Origin of the sequence: Cellulomonas sp. (assembly GCF_036279715.1) — a bacterium.
Classification (GTDB): Bacteria; Actinomycetota; Actinomycetes; order Actinomycetales; family Cellulomonadaceae; genus Cellulomonas_A.
Map to the genome: position 1 here is coordinate 1 of NZ_DASUIR010000106.1, position 15,627 is coordinate 15,627.

Below are 15,627 nucleotides of genomic sequence, written 5' to 3' on the forward strand. Positions count from 1 at the left end.
CACGACGGCGTCCGCGTCGCCGTCGACCCTGCCCGCCCGTGCGGCGCGTGCGAGGAGTGCCTCGAGGGCAACCGCAACCTGTGCCCGTCGGTGGTCTTCGCGGGGCACGGGACGAACGACGGCGGCCTGCGTGAGCTCGTCGCGTGGCCCACGTCGCTGCTCCACCGCGTGCCGGACTCCCTCAGCGACGCGGACGCGGCCATGCTCGAGCCCCTCGGGGTAGCGATGCATGCGATGGACCTCGCGGGCCTCCGGCTCGGGGGCACCGTCGCGGTCGTCGGCTGCGGACCGATCGGCCTGTGCGTCGTCCAGCTCGCGCGTGCCGCGGGTGCCACGCAGGTGATCGCCGTCGAGCCGCTCGAGCACCGGCGTCAGGTGGCGGCGGCCGTGGGCGCCGACGTGGTGCTGGACCCCGCCGCCGACGACGTGCTGGACCGCCTCGACCGCGCGACGAACGGCCGCGGGGTCGACGTCGCGCTCGAGGTGGCCGGCAACGACGACGCGGTGCGCCTCGCGGTCGTCGCGGCCCGGCCCGGCGGGACCGTCGTCCTGGCAGGGATCCCGGCCACGGAGAGCACGTCGTTCCCCGCCGCCGTCGCGCGCCGCAAGGGGCTCACGATCAAGATGTCCCGGCGGATGAAGGAGATGTACCCGCGCGCGACCGCCGTCGTCGGACGCGGTCTGGTGGACGTCCGGTCCCTGGTGTCGCACACGCTGCCGCTCGAGCGGAGCCTCGAGGCGTTCCGCGCGGCCGACGAGCGGGTCGGCCTCAAGGTGATCGTGACGCCGTCCGCATGACGGGCGACGCCGGACTCGTCATCGCCGTCGACTGCTCGACGACGGCAGCCAAGGCTGTCGTCCACGACGCTGCGGGCCGCGTCGTGGCGCAGGCCGCACGTCCGCTGCGTCTGCTCCAGCCGCGCGCGTCGTGGCACGAGCAGGACGCCGAGGAGTGGTGGTCCGCGACGAGGGACGCCGTGGCCGAGGCCGTCGCCGCGCTACCGGACCCGGCGCGGGTGGAGGCCGTCTGCCTGACGCACCAGCGCGAGTCGTTCGTGTGCCTCGACGCAGCGGGCCGTCCGCTCCGCCCCGCGATCCTGTGGCTCGACGGGCGCGCCCACGAGGAGATCGCCGCGCTCGGCACCGCACGCGTCCACGAGCTGTCCGGCAAGCCGCCGGACACGACCCCCGCGATCTACAAGCTCGCCTGGCTGTCCCGGCACGAGCCCGACGTGCTGCGCGACGCCGACCGGGTCGGTGACGTGCAGGCCTACCTCTCGTGGCGGTTGACCGGGAGCTGGGCCACGAGCCACGGCTCGGCGGACACCCTCGGACTGTTCGACCTGCAGCGCCTCGACTGGTCGCCCGAGCTGCTCGAGCTGGCCGGCGTGCGTCTCGAGCAGCTGCCCGCGCTGGTCCCTGCCGGTCAGCCGCTCGGGATGATCACCCCGGACGTCGCGGGCGCGCTCGGCCTGCCCGGGCCCGTCCCGCTCGTCGCGGGCATCGGCGACGGCCAAGCAGCCGGCCTCGCCCTGGGGGCGACGGTCCCGGGGGTCGCCTACCTCAACCTCGGGACGTCGATGGTGCTCGGGGTGAACTCCTCGGAGTACCGGTGGGACCCGGCGTTCCGCACCCTCGCCGGTGCGCAGCCGGGTGCGTACACGCTCGAGACCGTCCTCAACGCGGCCGCCTACGTCGCCACCTGGTGCCGCGAGCAGTTCGGCGAGACCGGGGCGGACGGCGTCGTCGGCAGCGGGCTCGAGGCCGCCGCCGCGGATCTGCCGTGCGGGGCCGAGGGGCTCCTCACGCTGCCGTACTGGAACGCGGCGCAGACCCCGTACTGGGACCCGCTCGCGCGCGGCGCGGTCGTGGGCTGGCACGGCCGGCACACCCGGGCGCACCTGTACCGCTCGATCCTCGAGGGGGTCGGCTTCGAGCTGCGCCTGCACCTCGAGCGGCTCGAGGAGGTCACCGGGCAGCCGGTCACGACGATCCGGATGGTCGGGGGTGGCGCGCGCAGCCCGCTGTGGGTGCGGGTCGTCAGCAATATCACCGGCCGGTCGGTCCGGGTGTGCTCGGACGGCGAGGTCAGCGCGGCCGGCGCGGCCCTGCTGGCGCGCGACTACCTGGACGGTCGGGGCCGCGCGCCCGACGACCGGCCCCCAGCGGAGCCGGTCGTCGAGCCCGTCGGTGAGGACGTGACCCCCGACCCGTCGACGGCTGCGGCATACGGCGCGCTCTACGCCGTGTACCGCACCCTGTACCCCCAGCTGAGGACGGTCTTCGCGGACCTCGCCGGGGCGGTCGCCGTCAGCGCCGTGGGTGGTCCCGGTAGTAGTCCCGCCAGATCAGCCGGTGCACCGGGACCCAACGGGGGATCGAGCGCACCCCGGGGATGAACGGCACGAGGGCGAGCCCGAGGGTCAGCAGCATCATCAGGCCCCAGACCAGCGCGTCGGCGTTGTCGGACGTCGAGAACGGCGGGACCTGGTACCAGAACGTGTACAGCCACATCCAGGGCTGACCGGGGTAGTTGCCGGTCTCGTTCATCATCCCCCACTGGTCGCCGCCGAGGTTGCGGGCCCGGGCCTGGTCCTCGAGGTAGGCGCCGTCGGCGAGCAGCAGGAGCGACTTCGTCTGGTCGCCCCCGTAGAAGTTGCCGGACGACGTCAGGGCGCCCTCGAGTCCGCCGGTCTGCGCGAACGAGAGGAAGCTCGTGGCGATCACCGGTACGGGGCCGTAGTCGCCGGTCGCCACGCTGGCGGGGTTGCCGTCCGGCGCCTGGGCGAGCGCGTCGCTGTAGTCGGTCGCCCACTGCGTGCGCTGGTCGGCGCCGGCGGACTGCCAGGTCGCGAGCGCATCGGTGAGCTTGCTGTTGTCGGTCACGCCCGCGAGCGGGGTCAGCACCAGGTCCTGCGCCGAGTCCAGCGGGATCGTGACGCCGGCCCACTTCTGGAGCTTGAGCGGGCCGAGCGACGCGCCGTCCGCCGCCGTGTTGTACGGCGGTCCGAAGCCCGCGCTCGTCGTCGTGCCCGCGAGCTCGCCCGCGGCCGTGGCGACGACGTCGTTCGGTGCCGCGTTCGCCCAGTCGCGCATCGTGATGGCCTTCTCGTCGGGAGAGGAGAAGACCGCGGCGAGCCCGACTGCGAGCAGCGTCACGACGATCAGCGCGACGACGAACTCTTTGACGAGGTCGTAGGGGCGCGTGGCGAAGCCGTGCGAGTCGGGCGTGCTGGGCCGGCCCGTGCGGTTCGCGCGGCGGGGTGCGGTCGACGTCGTCATGATGCGGTCTCCTCGTCGGCGTCGATCGGCGGCACGATACCGTGGCGCCGGACGAGAATCACGTGCAGGACGACGATCACGCCGAGCACGAGCGGCAGCAGCACGACGTGCCACAGGAGCATCTGGGCCGGGTTCATCACGTTGAAGAACGCGCCGACCCCGACCGAGTTGAGCCCGTCCTTGGCCTGGGTGCTGATCCATTGCGAGGCGAAGTTCGCCTGCGACAGGTACCCGGTGAACGCCGTCCCGATCGAGCCGAGGAACGCGACCACGCCGGTCATCCAGGTCAGGGCCCGGTTGCCACGCCATGCGGCCATCCAGAACTTGCCCCAGAGGTGGACCACCATGAACGCGAAGAACAGCTCGACGCTCCACAGGTGGAGCGAGTTGATGAAGCGGCCCAGGCTCGAGACGTGCCACCACGTGACGCCACCGAGGGCGAGCAGGACGCCCGAGGCGACGACCACGACCAGCGCGGCGAGGGTCAGCACGCCGAAGACGTAGATCCACGAGGACATGTAGACAGGCTGCCGGTCGGGCAGCGCCTGTCCGGAAGGGACGATGTGGGAGATGCGCTCCCGGAGGCGCGCGGTCCAGCTCGTCGAGCCTGCAGCCGGCGGCTGGCCCGTGTCGACGGCGGTCATGAGTCGCGGTCCGAACGGTCGTGGTGGTGCCGGCCCGGGAAGGGCAGGACCAGGGCGAGGACGAACACCAGGATCATCGCAACGATGATCGCCAGGTTGGTGACGGAGATCTGGATGACGCCGGCGCTGATATATCGCCCGGCACCGTCAGCGAACTGAAGCATAGAACGCATGGGTCACCTCTCGGAAGGACGATCCGCCCCCTGCGGGCGCGGCATCGAAACCGAACGATGTGACGATAGTCCCGTTCTGGTGAATGCGCGCACGATTGTCCCACCCATTTGCCAACAATTCCTGTGAGCCACTGTTGAGCAGGCTGTGAATGTTCCGCGCTACACCCTCGCACCCGCGGGGGTAGCGTCGCTCGTGTGAGGTCAGCCGAGTACGACGCGTTCGGTCCCTGGATCATGCCCGTGACGTCGCGCGAGGAGATCCCCCCGCTCTACCGGGGCCACGGGCTCGACCCTGCCACGGCGCGGCTCGTGCTGAAGCTCCCGCGCAACATCGCGCGCCGGGACGCGACGGCGTCGATGGACCTCTACGACCACCTCGTCATCGTGGACGACGCGGCGCTGACAGTCCTCAGCCGCCGGGCCGGTGGGTACGACGAGCGGGTGATCGCGCACGACGCGATCTGCGCGATCGACTACGGCACCGACCTGCTCGACGGGTGGATCACCGTGTACAGCGCAGACGAGGGCGAGCAGGGTCGCGCGCCTGCCCTGGCGCTCTCCTACGTGGGGACGTCGCTGGACGTCGTGGAGAAGCTCGTGTCCCTGCTCCGCTCGCTGTACCGGACCGGGACCGATCGCGACGGCGACAGGTCGCCGGGCCCCGCCGCGGGCGGCGCCGCTGGGTTGCCGCCGCTCGGGCAGCGCGACCTGGGGGACCGCGACATCGCGCTCGTGACCCGCCAGCTCGCGGTCCTCCGCGCCGAGCCGCGCATGCGGCTGCTGGGCTACCACCGCCGACAGCTCCTCGCGTCCCGGGAGGGCGGGGCTCTGCGACGTCTTGTCCGGCTCGTTCGCCCGGTCGTGCTCCACGCCGCCGTCGTGTGCGGCGACGCCGCCGAGCTCCAGGTCCTCCACCGCCGGGACTGGGTGACGCGTGGTCGGCGGCCCGAGTACTCCCTGGCCTCCACGGTGCTGCCGCTCGCGCGCGTCGACCGCGCGGTCCTGGCCGACGACCCGCGCAACGCGGGCGTCCGGGTGCTCACGCTGCACTGCGGCGGCTCCGCGCTCGAGCTCGTCGTCCCCGCCGGGTCATTGACCGAGCAGGCCCTCGTCGCGCAGCTCGGGGACCGGTTGGCGCGCTGACGTTCCGGACGTGGGGTCGTCGCCACGGGCCGTCCGAAGGAACATCGGTGGCGGCACGGGGGTTGGGCACGGCATGACAACACTGGGACTCATCGGCAGCGGACACATCGGCAGCGCCCTGGCGCGCCTCGCCGTCGCTCACGGATATGACGTGATCGTGTCCAACTCACGCGGGCCGGAGACCCTCACGGATCTCGTGGACGAGCTCGGCGACCGGGCGCGAGCCGGCACGGCGCACGAGGCGGCCGACGGCGGCGACGTCGTGGTCGTGACGGTCCCGCTCAAGGCCTACCTGCAGGTCCCCGTCAAGCCGCTCGCGGGCAAGATCGTGATCGACACCAACAACTACTACTCGCAGCGCGACGGGCACCTGCCCGAGCTCGATGCCAGCTCCACGACCTCGGCGGAGCTGCTCCAGACGCACCTGCCGACCTCCCGCGTGGTCAAGGCGTTCAACAACATCCGCTTCGACGACCTGGCTGTCGACGGCACCCCCGCGGGGACCCCCGGGCGGCGGGCGCTGCCGGTCGCGGGCGATGACCCGGAGGCCAAGGACCAGGTCGTCGCACTGCTCGACCAGTTCGGGTACGACGTCGTGGACGCCGGACCCCTCGCGGAGGGCTGGCGCTTCCAGCCGGACACCCCCGCGTACGTCCGGCGGTTCGACGCGGACACCCTGCGCGAGGCACTGGCGGCCGCTGCGCGCGACTGACACCGGTCTAGGCAGCTACCTCAAGGGCGGGCCGGTCTAGCGCCCGACCCCCAGCGTGAGCGCGAGCAGCACCACGTTGAGCGCGACGATGAGGAACGCGCTGGTCCAGCTCGCGACCCGCAGCGCGGGGGAGTCCACGTTGTCGCCCATCAGGTCGCGGTTGCCGGTGAGCCGGATCAGCGGGATGAGGGCGAACGGGATCCCGAAGCTCAGCAGGACCTGGCTGAGCACGAGCGCCGAGGTCGGCTCGACACCGACCGCGAGCACCGCCAGGGCCGGGACGAGCGTGACGAGACGGCGGAGCAGGAGCGGCACGCGCTTGTGCAGCAGGCCGCTCATGATCGCCGCGCCCGCGTAGGAGCCGACCGACGTCGACGCGAGCCCCGAGGCCAGCAGGCCGAGCGCGAACACGACGCCGATGGCCGGACCGAGGGCGGCGGTGATGGCGGCGTGCGTGCCGGCGATCGTGTCGGTGCCCGCAGTCCCGGCCAGGCTCGACGCCGCGACGAGCAGCATGCCGATGTTGACGGCGCCGGCGACGAGCAGTGCGAGGGCGACGTCCCAGCGGGTGACGCGGATGAGTCGCGCGCGGATCTCGGCGGCCGGGTGGTAGCCGTGGCGGTCCCGCGCGAGCGCCGAGTGCAGGTAGATCGCGTGCGGCATGACCGTCGCGCCGAGCATCGACGCCGCGAGCAGCACCATGTCGGCGCTGTGCAGCCGCGGGACGAGTCCCGCCAGCGCCCCGCGCAGGTCGAACGGGCTGACCACGAGCGGCGCGAGGAACCCCGCGGCGATGATGACGAGGAGCGTCATGACGATGACCTCGAAGCGTCGTTGGCCGCGCGCGGACTGCACCGCGAGCAGGAGCATCGACGCGGCGCCGATGATGACGCCGCCGGCCAGCAGCGGCAGCCCGAGCAGCAGGTGCAGGGCGACAGCCCCGCCGATGACCTCCGCGAGGTCGGTCGCCCCCGCGACGACCTCGGCCTGCACCCAGTACAGCCGGCGGGGCGTGGGGCGCAGGCGTTGCCCGAGCAGCTCGGGCAGGCTGTGCCCGGTCGCGAGGCCGAGCTTGGCCGACTGGTACTGCACGATGACGGCCATGGCATTGGCCATGACCAGGACCCAGACGAGCGTGTAGCCGTAGCGCGAGCCGGCCGTGATGTTCGCCGCGACGTTGCCCGGGTCGACGTAGGCCACGGAGGCCACGAACGCCGGGCCGAGCAGCGCGAGACGCGACCGCCACGGTCGGACCGGGCGGCCGACGGCGAGCGAGCTGCTGGTCACACCGTCCCCTTCGGGTGGCCGGGCATGCGCGGGCACAGGCGGGCACGAGCGCGCCGAGGCGGGCGTCGGCGTGCGGCGACCTTACGTGCGCACTTGCCCGACCTCCAAGACCCTGCGGACGCGAGCGCGCGCCGGACCGGTTACCGTGCAGGTCATGAGTGCTCTCAAGGTCTTGTTCATCGGCGGTAGCGGCGTCATCAGCTCGGCGAGCACGCGGCTCGCCGTGGAGCGGGGCATCGACCTGCACGTCCTCAACCGCGGCTCGAGCAACGCCCACCCGCTGCCCGACGGCGTCACCGCGCTGCACGGCGACATCCGCGACGTGGAGTCGGTCCGGGCGGCCCTGGGCGACAGCGAGTTCGACGCCGTCGTCGACTGGGTCGCGTTCACGCCCGAGCACGTCCGCGCCGACCTCGAGCTCTTCACCGGCCGGACCGCGCAGTACGTGTTCATCAGCTCCGCCTCGGCGTACCAGACGCCGCCCGCGCGCATCCCGGTCGTCGAGTCGACGCCCCTGCGCAACCCGTTCTGGCAGTACTCGCGCGACAAGATCGCCTGCGAGGACGTGCTCGTGACGGCCTACCGCGACGCGGGGTTCCCCGCGACGATCGTGCGCCCCTCGCACACCTACGACCGCACCCTCGTCCCGTTCGACGGCGGCTGGACGGCGGTCGAGCGCATGCGGCAGGGCAAGGAGGTCGTCGTGCACGGCGACGGCACGTCGCTGTGGACCCTGACCCACCACGACGACTTCGCGAAGGGGTTCGTGCCGCTGCTCGGTCACCCGCGCACGATCGGCGACGCGTTCCACATCACGTCGGACGACGCGCTGACCTGGGACCAGATCGCCGAGGCGCTCGCGTTCTCGGCCGGGGTCGAGGCGAGGATCGTGCACGTCCCGTCGGACGCGATCGCCGCGGCCGACCCCGCCTGGGGCGCGGGGCTGCTGGGTGACAAGGCGCACTCGATGGTGTTCGACAACTCCAAGCTGCGCAGCGTGGTCCCAGAGTTCACCGCGACGATCCCGTTCGAGCAGGGCGCCCGCGAGATCGTCGCGTGGCACGACGAGGACCCGACGCGCAAGCGGGTCGACCCGCGCATCGACGCGCTCATGGACCAGCTCGTCGACACCTACCGCGTGGGCTGACCGCCAGGCAGGTCCGCAGGCGCCGGGCGGGTGCTCAGGGGCGCTCGAGCACCACGACGGGGATCTCGCGCGTCGTCGTGCGCTGGTACGCGGCGTAGTCGGGGAAGGCCGCGACCGCGCGCTCCCACCACAGCGCCTTCTCCTCGCCGTGGACCTCGCGCGCGACGAGGTCCCACTTCTGCGAGCCGTCCTGCAGCTCGACCTCGGGGTGGGCCTTGACGTTGGCGAACCACACGGGGTTGGCCGGCGCGCCCCCGAGGGACGCGACGACGGCGTAGGTGCCCTCGTGCTCGACGCGCATGAGGGCGGCCTTGCGCAGCTTCCCCGACCGGGCGCCGATCGTCGTGAGAATCACGACGGGCATCCCCCGCAGGGTCAGGCCCTGCGTGCCGCCCGAGCTCTCGTAGAGCTCGACCTGGTCGCGGACCCATTTCTGCGGGCTGGGCTCGTACTCACCGACAAGAGGCATGGGGGTAGTCAAACACCCGCTCGCCCGGTCGCGCGGGCCGAGGCGCCGCGAAGCACGGGACCTGTCGGGTATGACGTAGGTCCCTGGTGACCACGTCCGGCGCGCGCCACGGTGAGGTGATCCCCGAGAGGTGAGGTCCAATGGCGGACGACGTGCGAGTTCTCGGTATGGACGGTTTGCAGCAGCTCATCGACGTGCTCGGTGCGCGCGGGTACTCGGTCGTCGGTCCGACGGTGCGCGACGGGGCGATCGTCCCCGGCCCGGTCCGGACGGTCGACGACCTGCCGCGCGGCTGGGGCGACGAGCAGGATGCCGCGCACTACCGCCTGCGACGGCGCGACGACGACGCGGTCTTCGGCTTCGCGGCGGGAGCCCAGTCGCCCAAGCCGGTGTTCTTCCCCGCGTCGGAGCTGTTCTGGCGCGGGCGGCGGACCGGTGAGGAGTTCACCGTCAACGAGGAGGGGCCCGAGGCCGACGGCCACGGTCTCGGTCCGTACGCGCTGATCGGGGTGCGCTCGTGCGACCTCCACGCGCTCGCCATCCACGACGTCGTGCTGCTCGGCCGGAACCACGTCGACGTCCGTTACGCCGCCCGCCGCGACGGCACCTTCGTGGTCGCGGCGACCTGCAGCAGCCCCGGCGGCACGTGCTTCTGCGCGTCGATGGGCACCGGACCGCGGGCGGACGCCGGGTACGACCTGGCGCTGACCGAGCTGCTGAACGACGGACCGCACCGGTTCCTCGTCGAGGTCGGGACGCCGCGCGGGGCCGAGGTCCTCGACGAGGTGGAGTCGGCCGAGGCGCTGCCGGTCGACGTGCAGGGCGCGGACGACGTCGCGGCCTGGTCCGCCGCGCACATGGGACGCACCCTCGACACGCAGGGCATCAAGGACGTCCTGTACGCGAACGCCGAGAGCCCGCGCTGGGACGACGTCGCGTCGCGGTGCCTCGCGTGCACCAACTGCACGCTCGTGTGCCCGACGTGCTTCTGCACCTCGGTCGAGGACGTCGCCGACCTCACGGGTGACGTGGCCGAGCGACGCCGGGTCTGGGACTCGTGCTTCACCCAGGACTTCTCCTACATCCACGGCGGCAGCATCCGGCCCGAGATCCGGTCGCGGTACCGCCAGTGGATGACCCACAAGCTCGCCGCCTGGATCGACCAGTTCGGCACGTCGGGGTGTGTCGGCTGCGGCCGGTGCATCACGTGGTGCCCCGCGGCGATCGACATCACCGCCGAGGCCGCAGCCCTGCGCTGGACCCCGCAACCCGCCGTCACCACCTGAGACCGCCCAGACCCGCAGGAGCGTGGACACGATGAGCTTGGTCGACAGCAGGAGCCCGGCCGCAGTCCTCGACCCGATGCTGCCCCGGCTGTTCCGGATCGGGCGGACGCGCCAGGACACACGGGACACCTACACGTTCGAGCTCGAACCGGTGGACGGGGATCCGCTCGTCTACGCGGCCGGGCAGTTCACGATGCTCGACGCGTTCGGGGTCGGTGAGGCACCGATCTCGATCAGCGGCAACCCGCTCGTGCCGGGCCCGGTCGAGCACACGATCCGCGACGTCGGGGTCGTCACGCATGCGCTGATCACGGCCCCGACGGGCGCCGTGCTGGGCGTGCGCGGGCCCTTCGGGACGTCGTGGGACGTGACGGACGCCGCAGGGGGCGACGTCGTGTTCGTCGCCGGCGGCATCGGCCTGGCGCCGTTGCGCGGAGCGATCCTCGAGCTCATCGCCCAGCGGGACCGGTACGAGCGCGTGGTGCTGCTGTACGGCGTGCGCACGCCCGAGGACATCCTGTTCGGCGACGAGCTGCGCACGTGGGCCAAGGACAACGGCATCGTCGTCGAGGTGACGGTCGACAACGCGCAGCACGCGTGGCGGGGCCGGGTCGGCCTCGTCACCCAGCTCGTGCCGCGCGCGGGTTTCGACGCCCGCCGCACGACGGCCTTCGTGTGCGGGCCCGAGGTGATGATGCGGTACGTGGCGTCCGCGCTCGTCGACAGAGGGGTCCGCGAGAACCGGATCCGCCTGTCCATGGAACGCAACATGAAGTGCGGCGTCGGGCTCTGCGGGCACTGCCAGCTGCGCGAGCTCTTCGTGTGCGTCGACGGGCCGGTGCTCACCTACGACCGGCTCGCCCCCCTGCTGTCCTGCCGGGAGCTCTGATGACCACTCAGGCGTTGCCCACGTTGGCCGTGTGGAAGTTCGCGTCGTGCGACGGGTGCCAGCTGACCCTGCTCAACTGCGAGGACGAGCTCATGGCGCTCGCCGGACAGGTCCAGATCGCCTACTTCCCCGAGGCGACGCGCGCGGTCGTCGAGGGGCCGTACGACGTGTCGCTCGTCGAGGGCTCGGTCACGACACCGGACGAGATCGAGCGCATCGGGCAGGTGCGGGCGATGTCGCGCACCCTCGTGACGATCGGCGCGTGCGCCACGAGCGGCGGGATCCAGGCGCTGCGCAACTTCGGTGACATCGCGGAGTTCCGGTCCGTCGTGTACGCCCACCCCGAGTACCTGTCGACCCTCGCGCGCTCGACACCGATCTCGGCGCACGTGAGCGTCGACTTCGAGCTGCGGGGCTGCCCGATCGACAAGCACCAGCTGCTCGAGGTCCTCTCCGCCTACATCCAGCGCCGCCGCCCGCGCATCCCGACCACGAGCGTGTGCGTCGAGTGCAAGCGACGCGGCACGGTGTGCGTCGCGGTCGCGCACGGGACGCCGTGCCTCGGCCCCGTGACCCAGGCGGGGTGCGGGGCGCTCTGCCCGGCGTTCGCGCGCGGCTGCTACGGCTGCTTCGGACCGCAGGACACCCCCAACACGTCATCGCTCGCCGACCGGCTCCTGGCCCTCGGCATGGACGACGACCAGGTGATGCGCATCTACCGGACCTTCAACGCCGCCTCCGAGCCGTTCCGCCGTGAGAGCGAACGGCACGAGGCACCCCAACCCGAGGAGGTGGGCTCATGAGCCACAAGCTGACCGACGGCGGCCAGGTGCTGCACGTCGGGACGCTCGCCCGGGTCGAGGGCGAGGGTGCGATGCACATCGAGATCAAGGACGGGCGCGTCGACCAGGTCCAGCTGCGCATCTTCGAGCCGCCGCGGTTCTACGAGGCGTTCCTGCGCGGGCGGGCCTGGACCGAGCCGCCCGACATCACCGCACGGATCTGCGGGATCTGCCCGGTCGCCTACCAGTTCAGCTCGTGCCTCGCGATCGAGGACGCGTGCGGGGTCGTGGTGCCCGACACGATCCGGGCCATGCGCCGGCTGCTGTACTGCGGGGAGTGGATCGAGAGCCACGCGCTGCACATCTACCTGCTGCACGCCCCGGACTTCCTCGGCTACCCGGGCGCGATCGAGATGGCGAAGGACTTCGGCCCGGTCGTCGAGCGCGGGCTGCGGCTCAAGAAGATCGGCAACGAGCTCATGACGCTCGTCGGCGGCCGGTCCGTCCACCCTGTCAACGTCAGGCTCGGCGGGTTCTACCGGATGCCAGGCGTCGCCGAGCTGCGCGGGCTGCGGCCGGCCCTGGAGCGCGGTCTCGAGGACGCGCTGGAGACCGTGCGGCTGGTGTCGACGTTCGACTTCCCGGACATGGAGCAGCCCTGGACCTACCTCTCCCTGCGGCCCGAGCACGGCTACCCGATCGAGTCGGGCAACGTCGTGACGACCGACGGCACGGCGTTCGACGTGCGCGACTTCACCGCGCACATCCAGGAGTTCCACGTCCCGCACTCGAACGCGCTGCATGCGAGCCTCGACGGCGGCGGCCCGTACGTCGTCGGCCCGCTCGCGCGCTACACGCTCAACCACGACCGGCTCTCGCCGCTCGCGAAGGAGGCTGCCCGCGAGGGCGGGCTCGACGTGACCTGCCGCAACCCGTTCAAGTCGATCATCGTGCGGGCCGTCGAGCTGGTCGAGGTCTTCGTCGAGGCGATCCGGATCATCGACGCCTGGCAGGACGGCGTCGCGCCGTCGGTCCCTGTGCCCGCGCGGGCAGGCGAGGGGTTCGGGGCGACCGAGGCGCCGCGCGGCGTGCTGTTCCACCGCTACCGCCTGGACGCCGACGGGACGATCCTCGACGCACAGATCGTGCCGCCGACCTCGCAGAACCAGCCGAGCATCGAGGCCGACCTGCGCACCCTCGTCGAGCAGTGGATCGAGCTCTCCGACCACGACCTGTCGCACCGCTGCGAGCACGCCATCCGCAACTACGACCCGTGCATCTCGTGCGCGACCCACTTCCTCGACCTCACGGTGGAGCGGTCGTGACGTCGAGCCGGCTCGTCATCGGGCTCGGCAGCCCCGACCGCGGCGACGACGCCGTCGGCCCCGAGGTCGCGCGCCGCGTGGCCGCCCTGCACCTGCCCGGCGTCACGGTCGTCGAGCACGAGGACCCGACGGGCCTGATCGACCTGTGGGACACCGTCGACCTGGCCGTCGTCGTCGACGCCGTCCGGTCGGGGTCCGCGCCCGGATCGCTGCTCGTCGTGGAGGCGGGGGTGCACGCCGGCCCGCTGGCCGACCGGGCGTGGGCCCGCACCGGACGCGGGGGGACGCATGCGTTCGGGCTCGCAGCGGCCGTCGAGCTGGGCCGTGCCCTGCACCGGCTGCCCCGCCGGCTCGTGCTCGTCGGCGTCGAGGCGACGGCGTTCGAGCACGGTGCAGCGCTGGGCGTGCCCGTCGTGGCGGCGCTCGACGCCGTCGTGGCGACCGTGGTCGGGCTCGTGGCGACCGCACCGCAGGTCGAGGGGGTCTCCCGTGTGCCTGGGTGAGATCGTGCAGGTCGTCGAGGTCGCACCCGACGGCGTGGTGCTCGCGCGCGCCGGGACCCGGACGCTGCAGGTCTCGCTCCTGACCCTCGACGGACCGGTCGTCCCGGGCGACTGGGTGCTCGCGCACTCCGGGTTCGCGCTGGCCCGGCTGAGTGCCGCCGAGGCGCTCGAGGCCCGCACGCTGCGCGGCAACGAGTCAAGCCCGCTCGCCCCCGCACCCTCCGATCCGAGCCCGTCCAGCCACCGCCCGTCCCGCCCCGTCCCGATGGAGGCAGCACCATGACGAACACCCGACGAGCTGGACTGCTCCTCGCGCTCAGCACCGCCGCCATCAGCGGCGTCGCCGTGTTCCTCAACGGCAACGGCGTGCGCGCGTTCGGCAACGCCTCGCTGTACACGACGGCCAAGAACATCATCGCGGCGCTCGTGCTGCTCGCCGTCGTCGCGGTCGGGTCCCGCGGCGGGGCGCGCCTGGACCGACCGTCGAGTCCCCGGCAGTGGCTCGGACTCGGAGCCGTGGCGGTCATCGGGGGGAGCGTTCCGTTCCTGCTCTTCTTCGAGGGACTCGCCAGGGCGTCGTCGACCCAGTCGGCCTTCCTCCACAAGACGCTCGTGGTCTGGGTCGCGCTGCTCGCCGTCCCGCTCCTCGGTGAGCGCCTGACCTGGGCCCATGTGGGCGCGATCGCCCTGCTCGTCGCGGGTCAGATCGGGCTGGTCGGTGGCGTGTCGTCCGCGCTGGGCTCGGGCGAGCTCCTGATCCTGACCGCGACGCTGCTGTGGGCGGTCGAGGTCGTGCTCGCCAAGAAGCTGCTGTCGGGGCTGTCGTCGTGGACGGTCGGCGTTGCCCGGATGGGCGGCGGCTCGGTCGTCCTCGTCGCGTGGGCCGTGGCCAGGGGGCAGGCGGGGAAGCTGCTCACGATGGACGCCACCCAGTGGGGGTGGGTGCTGCTGACCGGCGTGATCCTCGCGGCCTACGTCGCGACGTGGTTCGCGGCCCTGGCCCGCGCGCAGGCGCTCGATGTCACCGCGGTGCTCGTCCTGGCCGCCCTCGTGACCGCCGGCCTGCAGGCGACGGTCGACGGCGCAGCGCTCGGCCCGCAGCTCATCTGGCTCGCGATGCTGCTCGCGGGAGGGCTCATCGTCTCGGTCCAGGCCTGGCGCGCACGCGACCCGCGGACCGCCGTGGCCGCGGCCTAGGGGGCGGTCGTGACCGGCGGGCAGGTGAGCGGCGCGCTGCTGTTCACCCGGTACGCCTACCCGCCCAACGCGCTCGGCTACTGCGGCCCGGACGCGTCCCGCCAGCTCCTCGAGCAGGTCAGTGCGGGCCAGGACGACGCCGACCTGCGCCACCTCGCGCGCGGCTTCGAGGGGGCCTGGCCGTACCTCGAGCTCATCGCGGCCGCGAACGGCATCGGCGACCCGCTCGACGCCCGCGTGGTCGAGGCGTACTGGCTGGGCAACGCGCTGCTCGACCGTGTGCCCGTCGCGATGACCGGGCGCTCGCTCGACGACCGGTTCCGCGCGCGCGTCGGGCGGTCGTGGGAGCGGCTCGCGGCGGAGATCCCGGGCGCGCAGCCGCACCACAGCTTCCACGTGTTCGGCGTGTACCCCTGGGTCGGGCTGCTGCGCGAGGGTCGCCATGACGAGCCGCTCCGGGTGCTCGACCGGTGCCGCATCCGCTGGGGCAAGGTCGTCGAGGTCACCGGCGAGCGTGCGCTCGTGCTCAGCCGTCCGCTCGAGTGGGACGGTCGGGTCCTGCATGAGGGAGCGCCGCGTCTCGAGCAGGTCGTGACGGCCGTCGACGGGCTCGGACTGGCCGGGGCCGTCGCGCCCGGCGACTGGTGCTCGCTGCACTGGGACTGGGTGTGCGAACGCCTGGACCGCCGGCGGCTCGTCGCGCTGCGCTCGCGGTCGGCGGGGCAGCTTGCTGCGATCAACGCGCTGCCGTTCTCCGCCCCGGCTACCGTGCTCGCATGACCCGAGCG

Annotated in this window: 18 protein-coding genes; 13 read left to right on the forward strand and 5 right to left on the reverse strand. The window is 72.6% G+C overall.

Going from position 1 to position 15,627, the window contains the following annotated elements; all coding sequences use genetic code 11:
• On the forward strand, positions 1–798 hold a 798-nt coding region (locus VFW79_RS10375; RefSeq protein ID WP_329677231.1), incomplete at its 5' end, for a zinc-dependent alcohol dehydrogenase.
• Positions 795–2,399 carry a xylulokinase gene (locus VFW79_RS10380; RefSeq protein ID WP_329677232.1) on the forward strand — a complete coding sequence of 535 codons (1,605 nt, stop codon included), beginning with the start codon at positions 795–797 and terminating at the stop codon, positions 2,397–2,399. The genes VFW79_RS10375 and VFW79_RS10380, both read left to right, overlap by 4 nt.
• Here the strand turns inward: VFW79_RS10380 and VFW79_RS10385 are convergent.
• Genes VFW79_RS10385 through VFW79_RS10395 form a run of 3 tightly spaced genes read right to left on the reverse strand, consistent with a single transcriptional unit; the run spans position 2,311 to position 4,099 of the window.
• Positions 2,311–3,282 (reverse strand): hypothetical protein, encoded by a 972-nt coding sequence (locus VFW79_RS10385; RefSeq protein WP_329677233.1) that lies wholly within the window; start codon positions 3,280–3,282, stop codon positions 2,311–2,313. The genes VFW79_RS10380 and VFW79_RS10385 overlap by 89 nt on opposite strands.
• Positions 3,279–3,926: a cytochrome b N-terminal domain-containing protein gene (locus VFW79_RS10390; RefSeq protein WP_329677234.1), complete on the reverse strand. Its 648-nt coding sequence runs from the start codon at positions 3,924–3,926 to the stop codon at positions 3,279–3,281. Before VFW79_RS10390 ends, VFW79_RS10385 begins: the two co-directional genes overlap by 4 nt.
• A complete protein-coding gene (locus VFW79_RS10395; protein ID WP_329677235.1) occupies positions 3,923–4,099 on the reverse strand; it encodes a hypothetical protein in 177 nt (58 codons plus the stop codon). The genes VFW79_RS10390 and VFW79_RS10395 overlap by 4 nt, the downstream gene beginning before the upstream one ends.
• Before the next feature lie 195 nt (positions 4,100–4,294).
• Between VFW79_RS10395 and VFW79_RS10400 the strand changes: the two genes are divergently transcribed.
• Together VFW79_RS10400 and VFW79_RS10405 are read left to right on the forward strand one after the other, a co-directional pair.
• Positions 4,295–5,242 (forward strand): hypothetical protein, encoded by a 948-nt coding sequence (locus VFW79_RS10400; protein ID WP_329677236.1) that lies wholly within the window; start codon positions 4,295–4,297, stop codon positions 5,240–5,242.
• A 73-nt stretch (positions 5,243–5,315) separates the two neighbouring features.
• The gene (locus VFW79_RS10405) at positions 5,316–5,954 is read left to right on the forward strand and encodes an NADPH-dependent F420 reductase (RefSeq protein ID WP_329677237.1); all 639 of its coding nucleotides are present in this window, start codon (positions 5,316–5,318) and stop codon (positions 5,952–5,954) included.
• A 36-nt stretch (positions 5,955–5,990) separates the two neighbouring features.
• Here VFW79_RS10405 and VFW79_RS10410 read toward each other — a convergent pair whose 3' ends face one another.
• A complete protein-coding gene (locus VFW79_RS10410; protein ID WP_329677238.1) occupies positions 5,991–7,241 on the reverse strand; it encodes an Nramp family divalent metal transporter in 1,251 nt (416 codons plus the stop codon).
• A 154-nt stretch (positions 7,242–7,395) separates the two neighbouring features.
• Between VFW79_RS10410 and VFW79_RS10415 the strand changes: the two genes are divergently transcribed.
• Entirely contained in the window at positions 7,396–8,388 is a 993-nt protein-coding gene (locus tag VFW79_RS10415; RefSeq protein ID WP_329677239.1) for an SDR family oxidoreductase, read from the forward strand.
• A gap of 34 nt (positions 8,389–8,422) precedes the next feature.
• Here VFW79_RS10415 and VFW79_RS10420 read toward each other — a convergent pair whose 3' ends face one another.
• Positions 8,423–8,857 (reverse strand): nitroreductase family deazaflavin-dependent oxidoreductase, encoded by a 435-nt coding sequence (locus VFW79_RS10420; protein WP_329677240.1) that lies wholly within the window; start codon positions 8,855–8,857, stop codon positions 8,423–8,425.
• A 167-nt stretch (positions 8,858–9,024) separates the two neighbouring features.
• Between VFW79_RS10420 and VFW79_RS10425 the strand changes: the two genes are divergently transcribed.
• The 8 genes from VFW79_RS10425 to VFW79_RS10460 are packed head-to-tail and all read left to right on the forward strand — an operon-like array spanning position 9,025 to position 15,619.
• Complete coding sequence (locus tag VFW79_RS10425; protein ID WP_329677241.1) at positions 9,025–10,143, forward strand: 4Fe-4S dicluster domain-containing protein; 1,119 nt, start codon at positions 9,025–9,027, stop codon at positions 10,141–10,143.
• Between the two features lie 31 nt (positions 10,144–10,174).
• Entirely contained in the window at positions 10,175–11,032 is an 858-nt protein-coding gene (locus VFW79_RS10430) for an FAD/NAD(P)-binding protein (protein WP_329677242.1), read from the forward strand.
• Complete coding sequence (locus VFW79_RS10435; protein WP_329677243.1) at positions 11,032–11,835, forward strand: hypothetical protein; 804 nt, start codon at positions 11,032–11,034, stop codon at positions 11,833–11,835. The genes VFW79_RS10430 and VFW79_RS10435 overlap by 1 nt, the downstream gene beginning before the upstream one ends.
• Positions 11,832–13,139, forward strand: a complete 1,308-nt coding sequence (locus VFW79_RS10440) for a Ni/Fe hydrogenase subunit alpha (RefSeq protein ID WP_329677244.1) — start codon at positions 11,832–11,834, stop codon at positions 13,137–13,139. Before VFW79_RS10435 ends, VFW79_RS10440 begins: the two co-directional genes overlap by 4 nt.
• A complete protein-coding gene (locus VFW79_RS10445; protein WP_329677245.1) occupies positions 13,136–13,642 on the forward strand; it encodes a hydrogenase maturation protease in 507 nt (168 codons plus the stop codon). Before VFW79_RS10440 ends, VFW79_RS10445 begins: the two co-directional genes overlap by 4 nt.
• 4 nt (positions 13,643–13,646) lie before the next feature.
• Entirely contained in the window at positions 13,647–13,925 is a 279-nt protein-coding gene (locus VFW79_RS10450) for a HypC/HybG/HupF family hydrogenase formation chaperone (RefSeq protein ID WP_329677246.1), read from the forward strand.
• Positions 13,922–14,839 carry a DMT family transporter gene (locus tag VFW79_RS10455; protein ID WP_329677247.1) on the forward strand — a complete coding sequence of 306 codons (918 nt, stop codon included), beginning with the start codon at positions 13,922–13,924 and terminating at the stop codon, positions 14,837–14,839. Before VFW79_RS10450 ends, VFW79_RS10455 begins: the two co-directional genes overlap by 4 nt.
• A gap of 9 nt (positions 14,840–14,848) precedes the next feature.
• Positions 14,849–15,619, forward strand: a complete 771-nt coding sequence (locus tag VFW79_RS10460) for a DUF6390 family protein (protein ID WP_329677248.1) — start codon at positions 14,849–14,851, stop codon at positions 15,617–15,619.
• Positions 15,620–15,627: the final 8 nt, after the last annotated feature.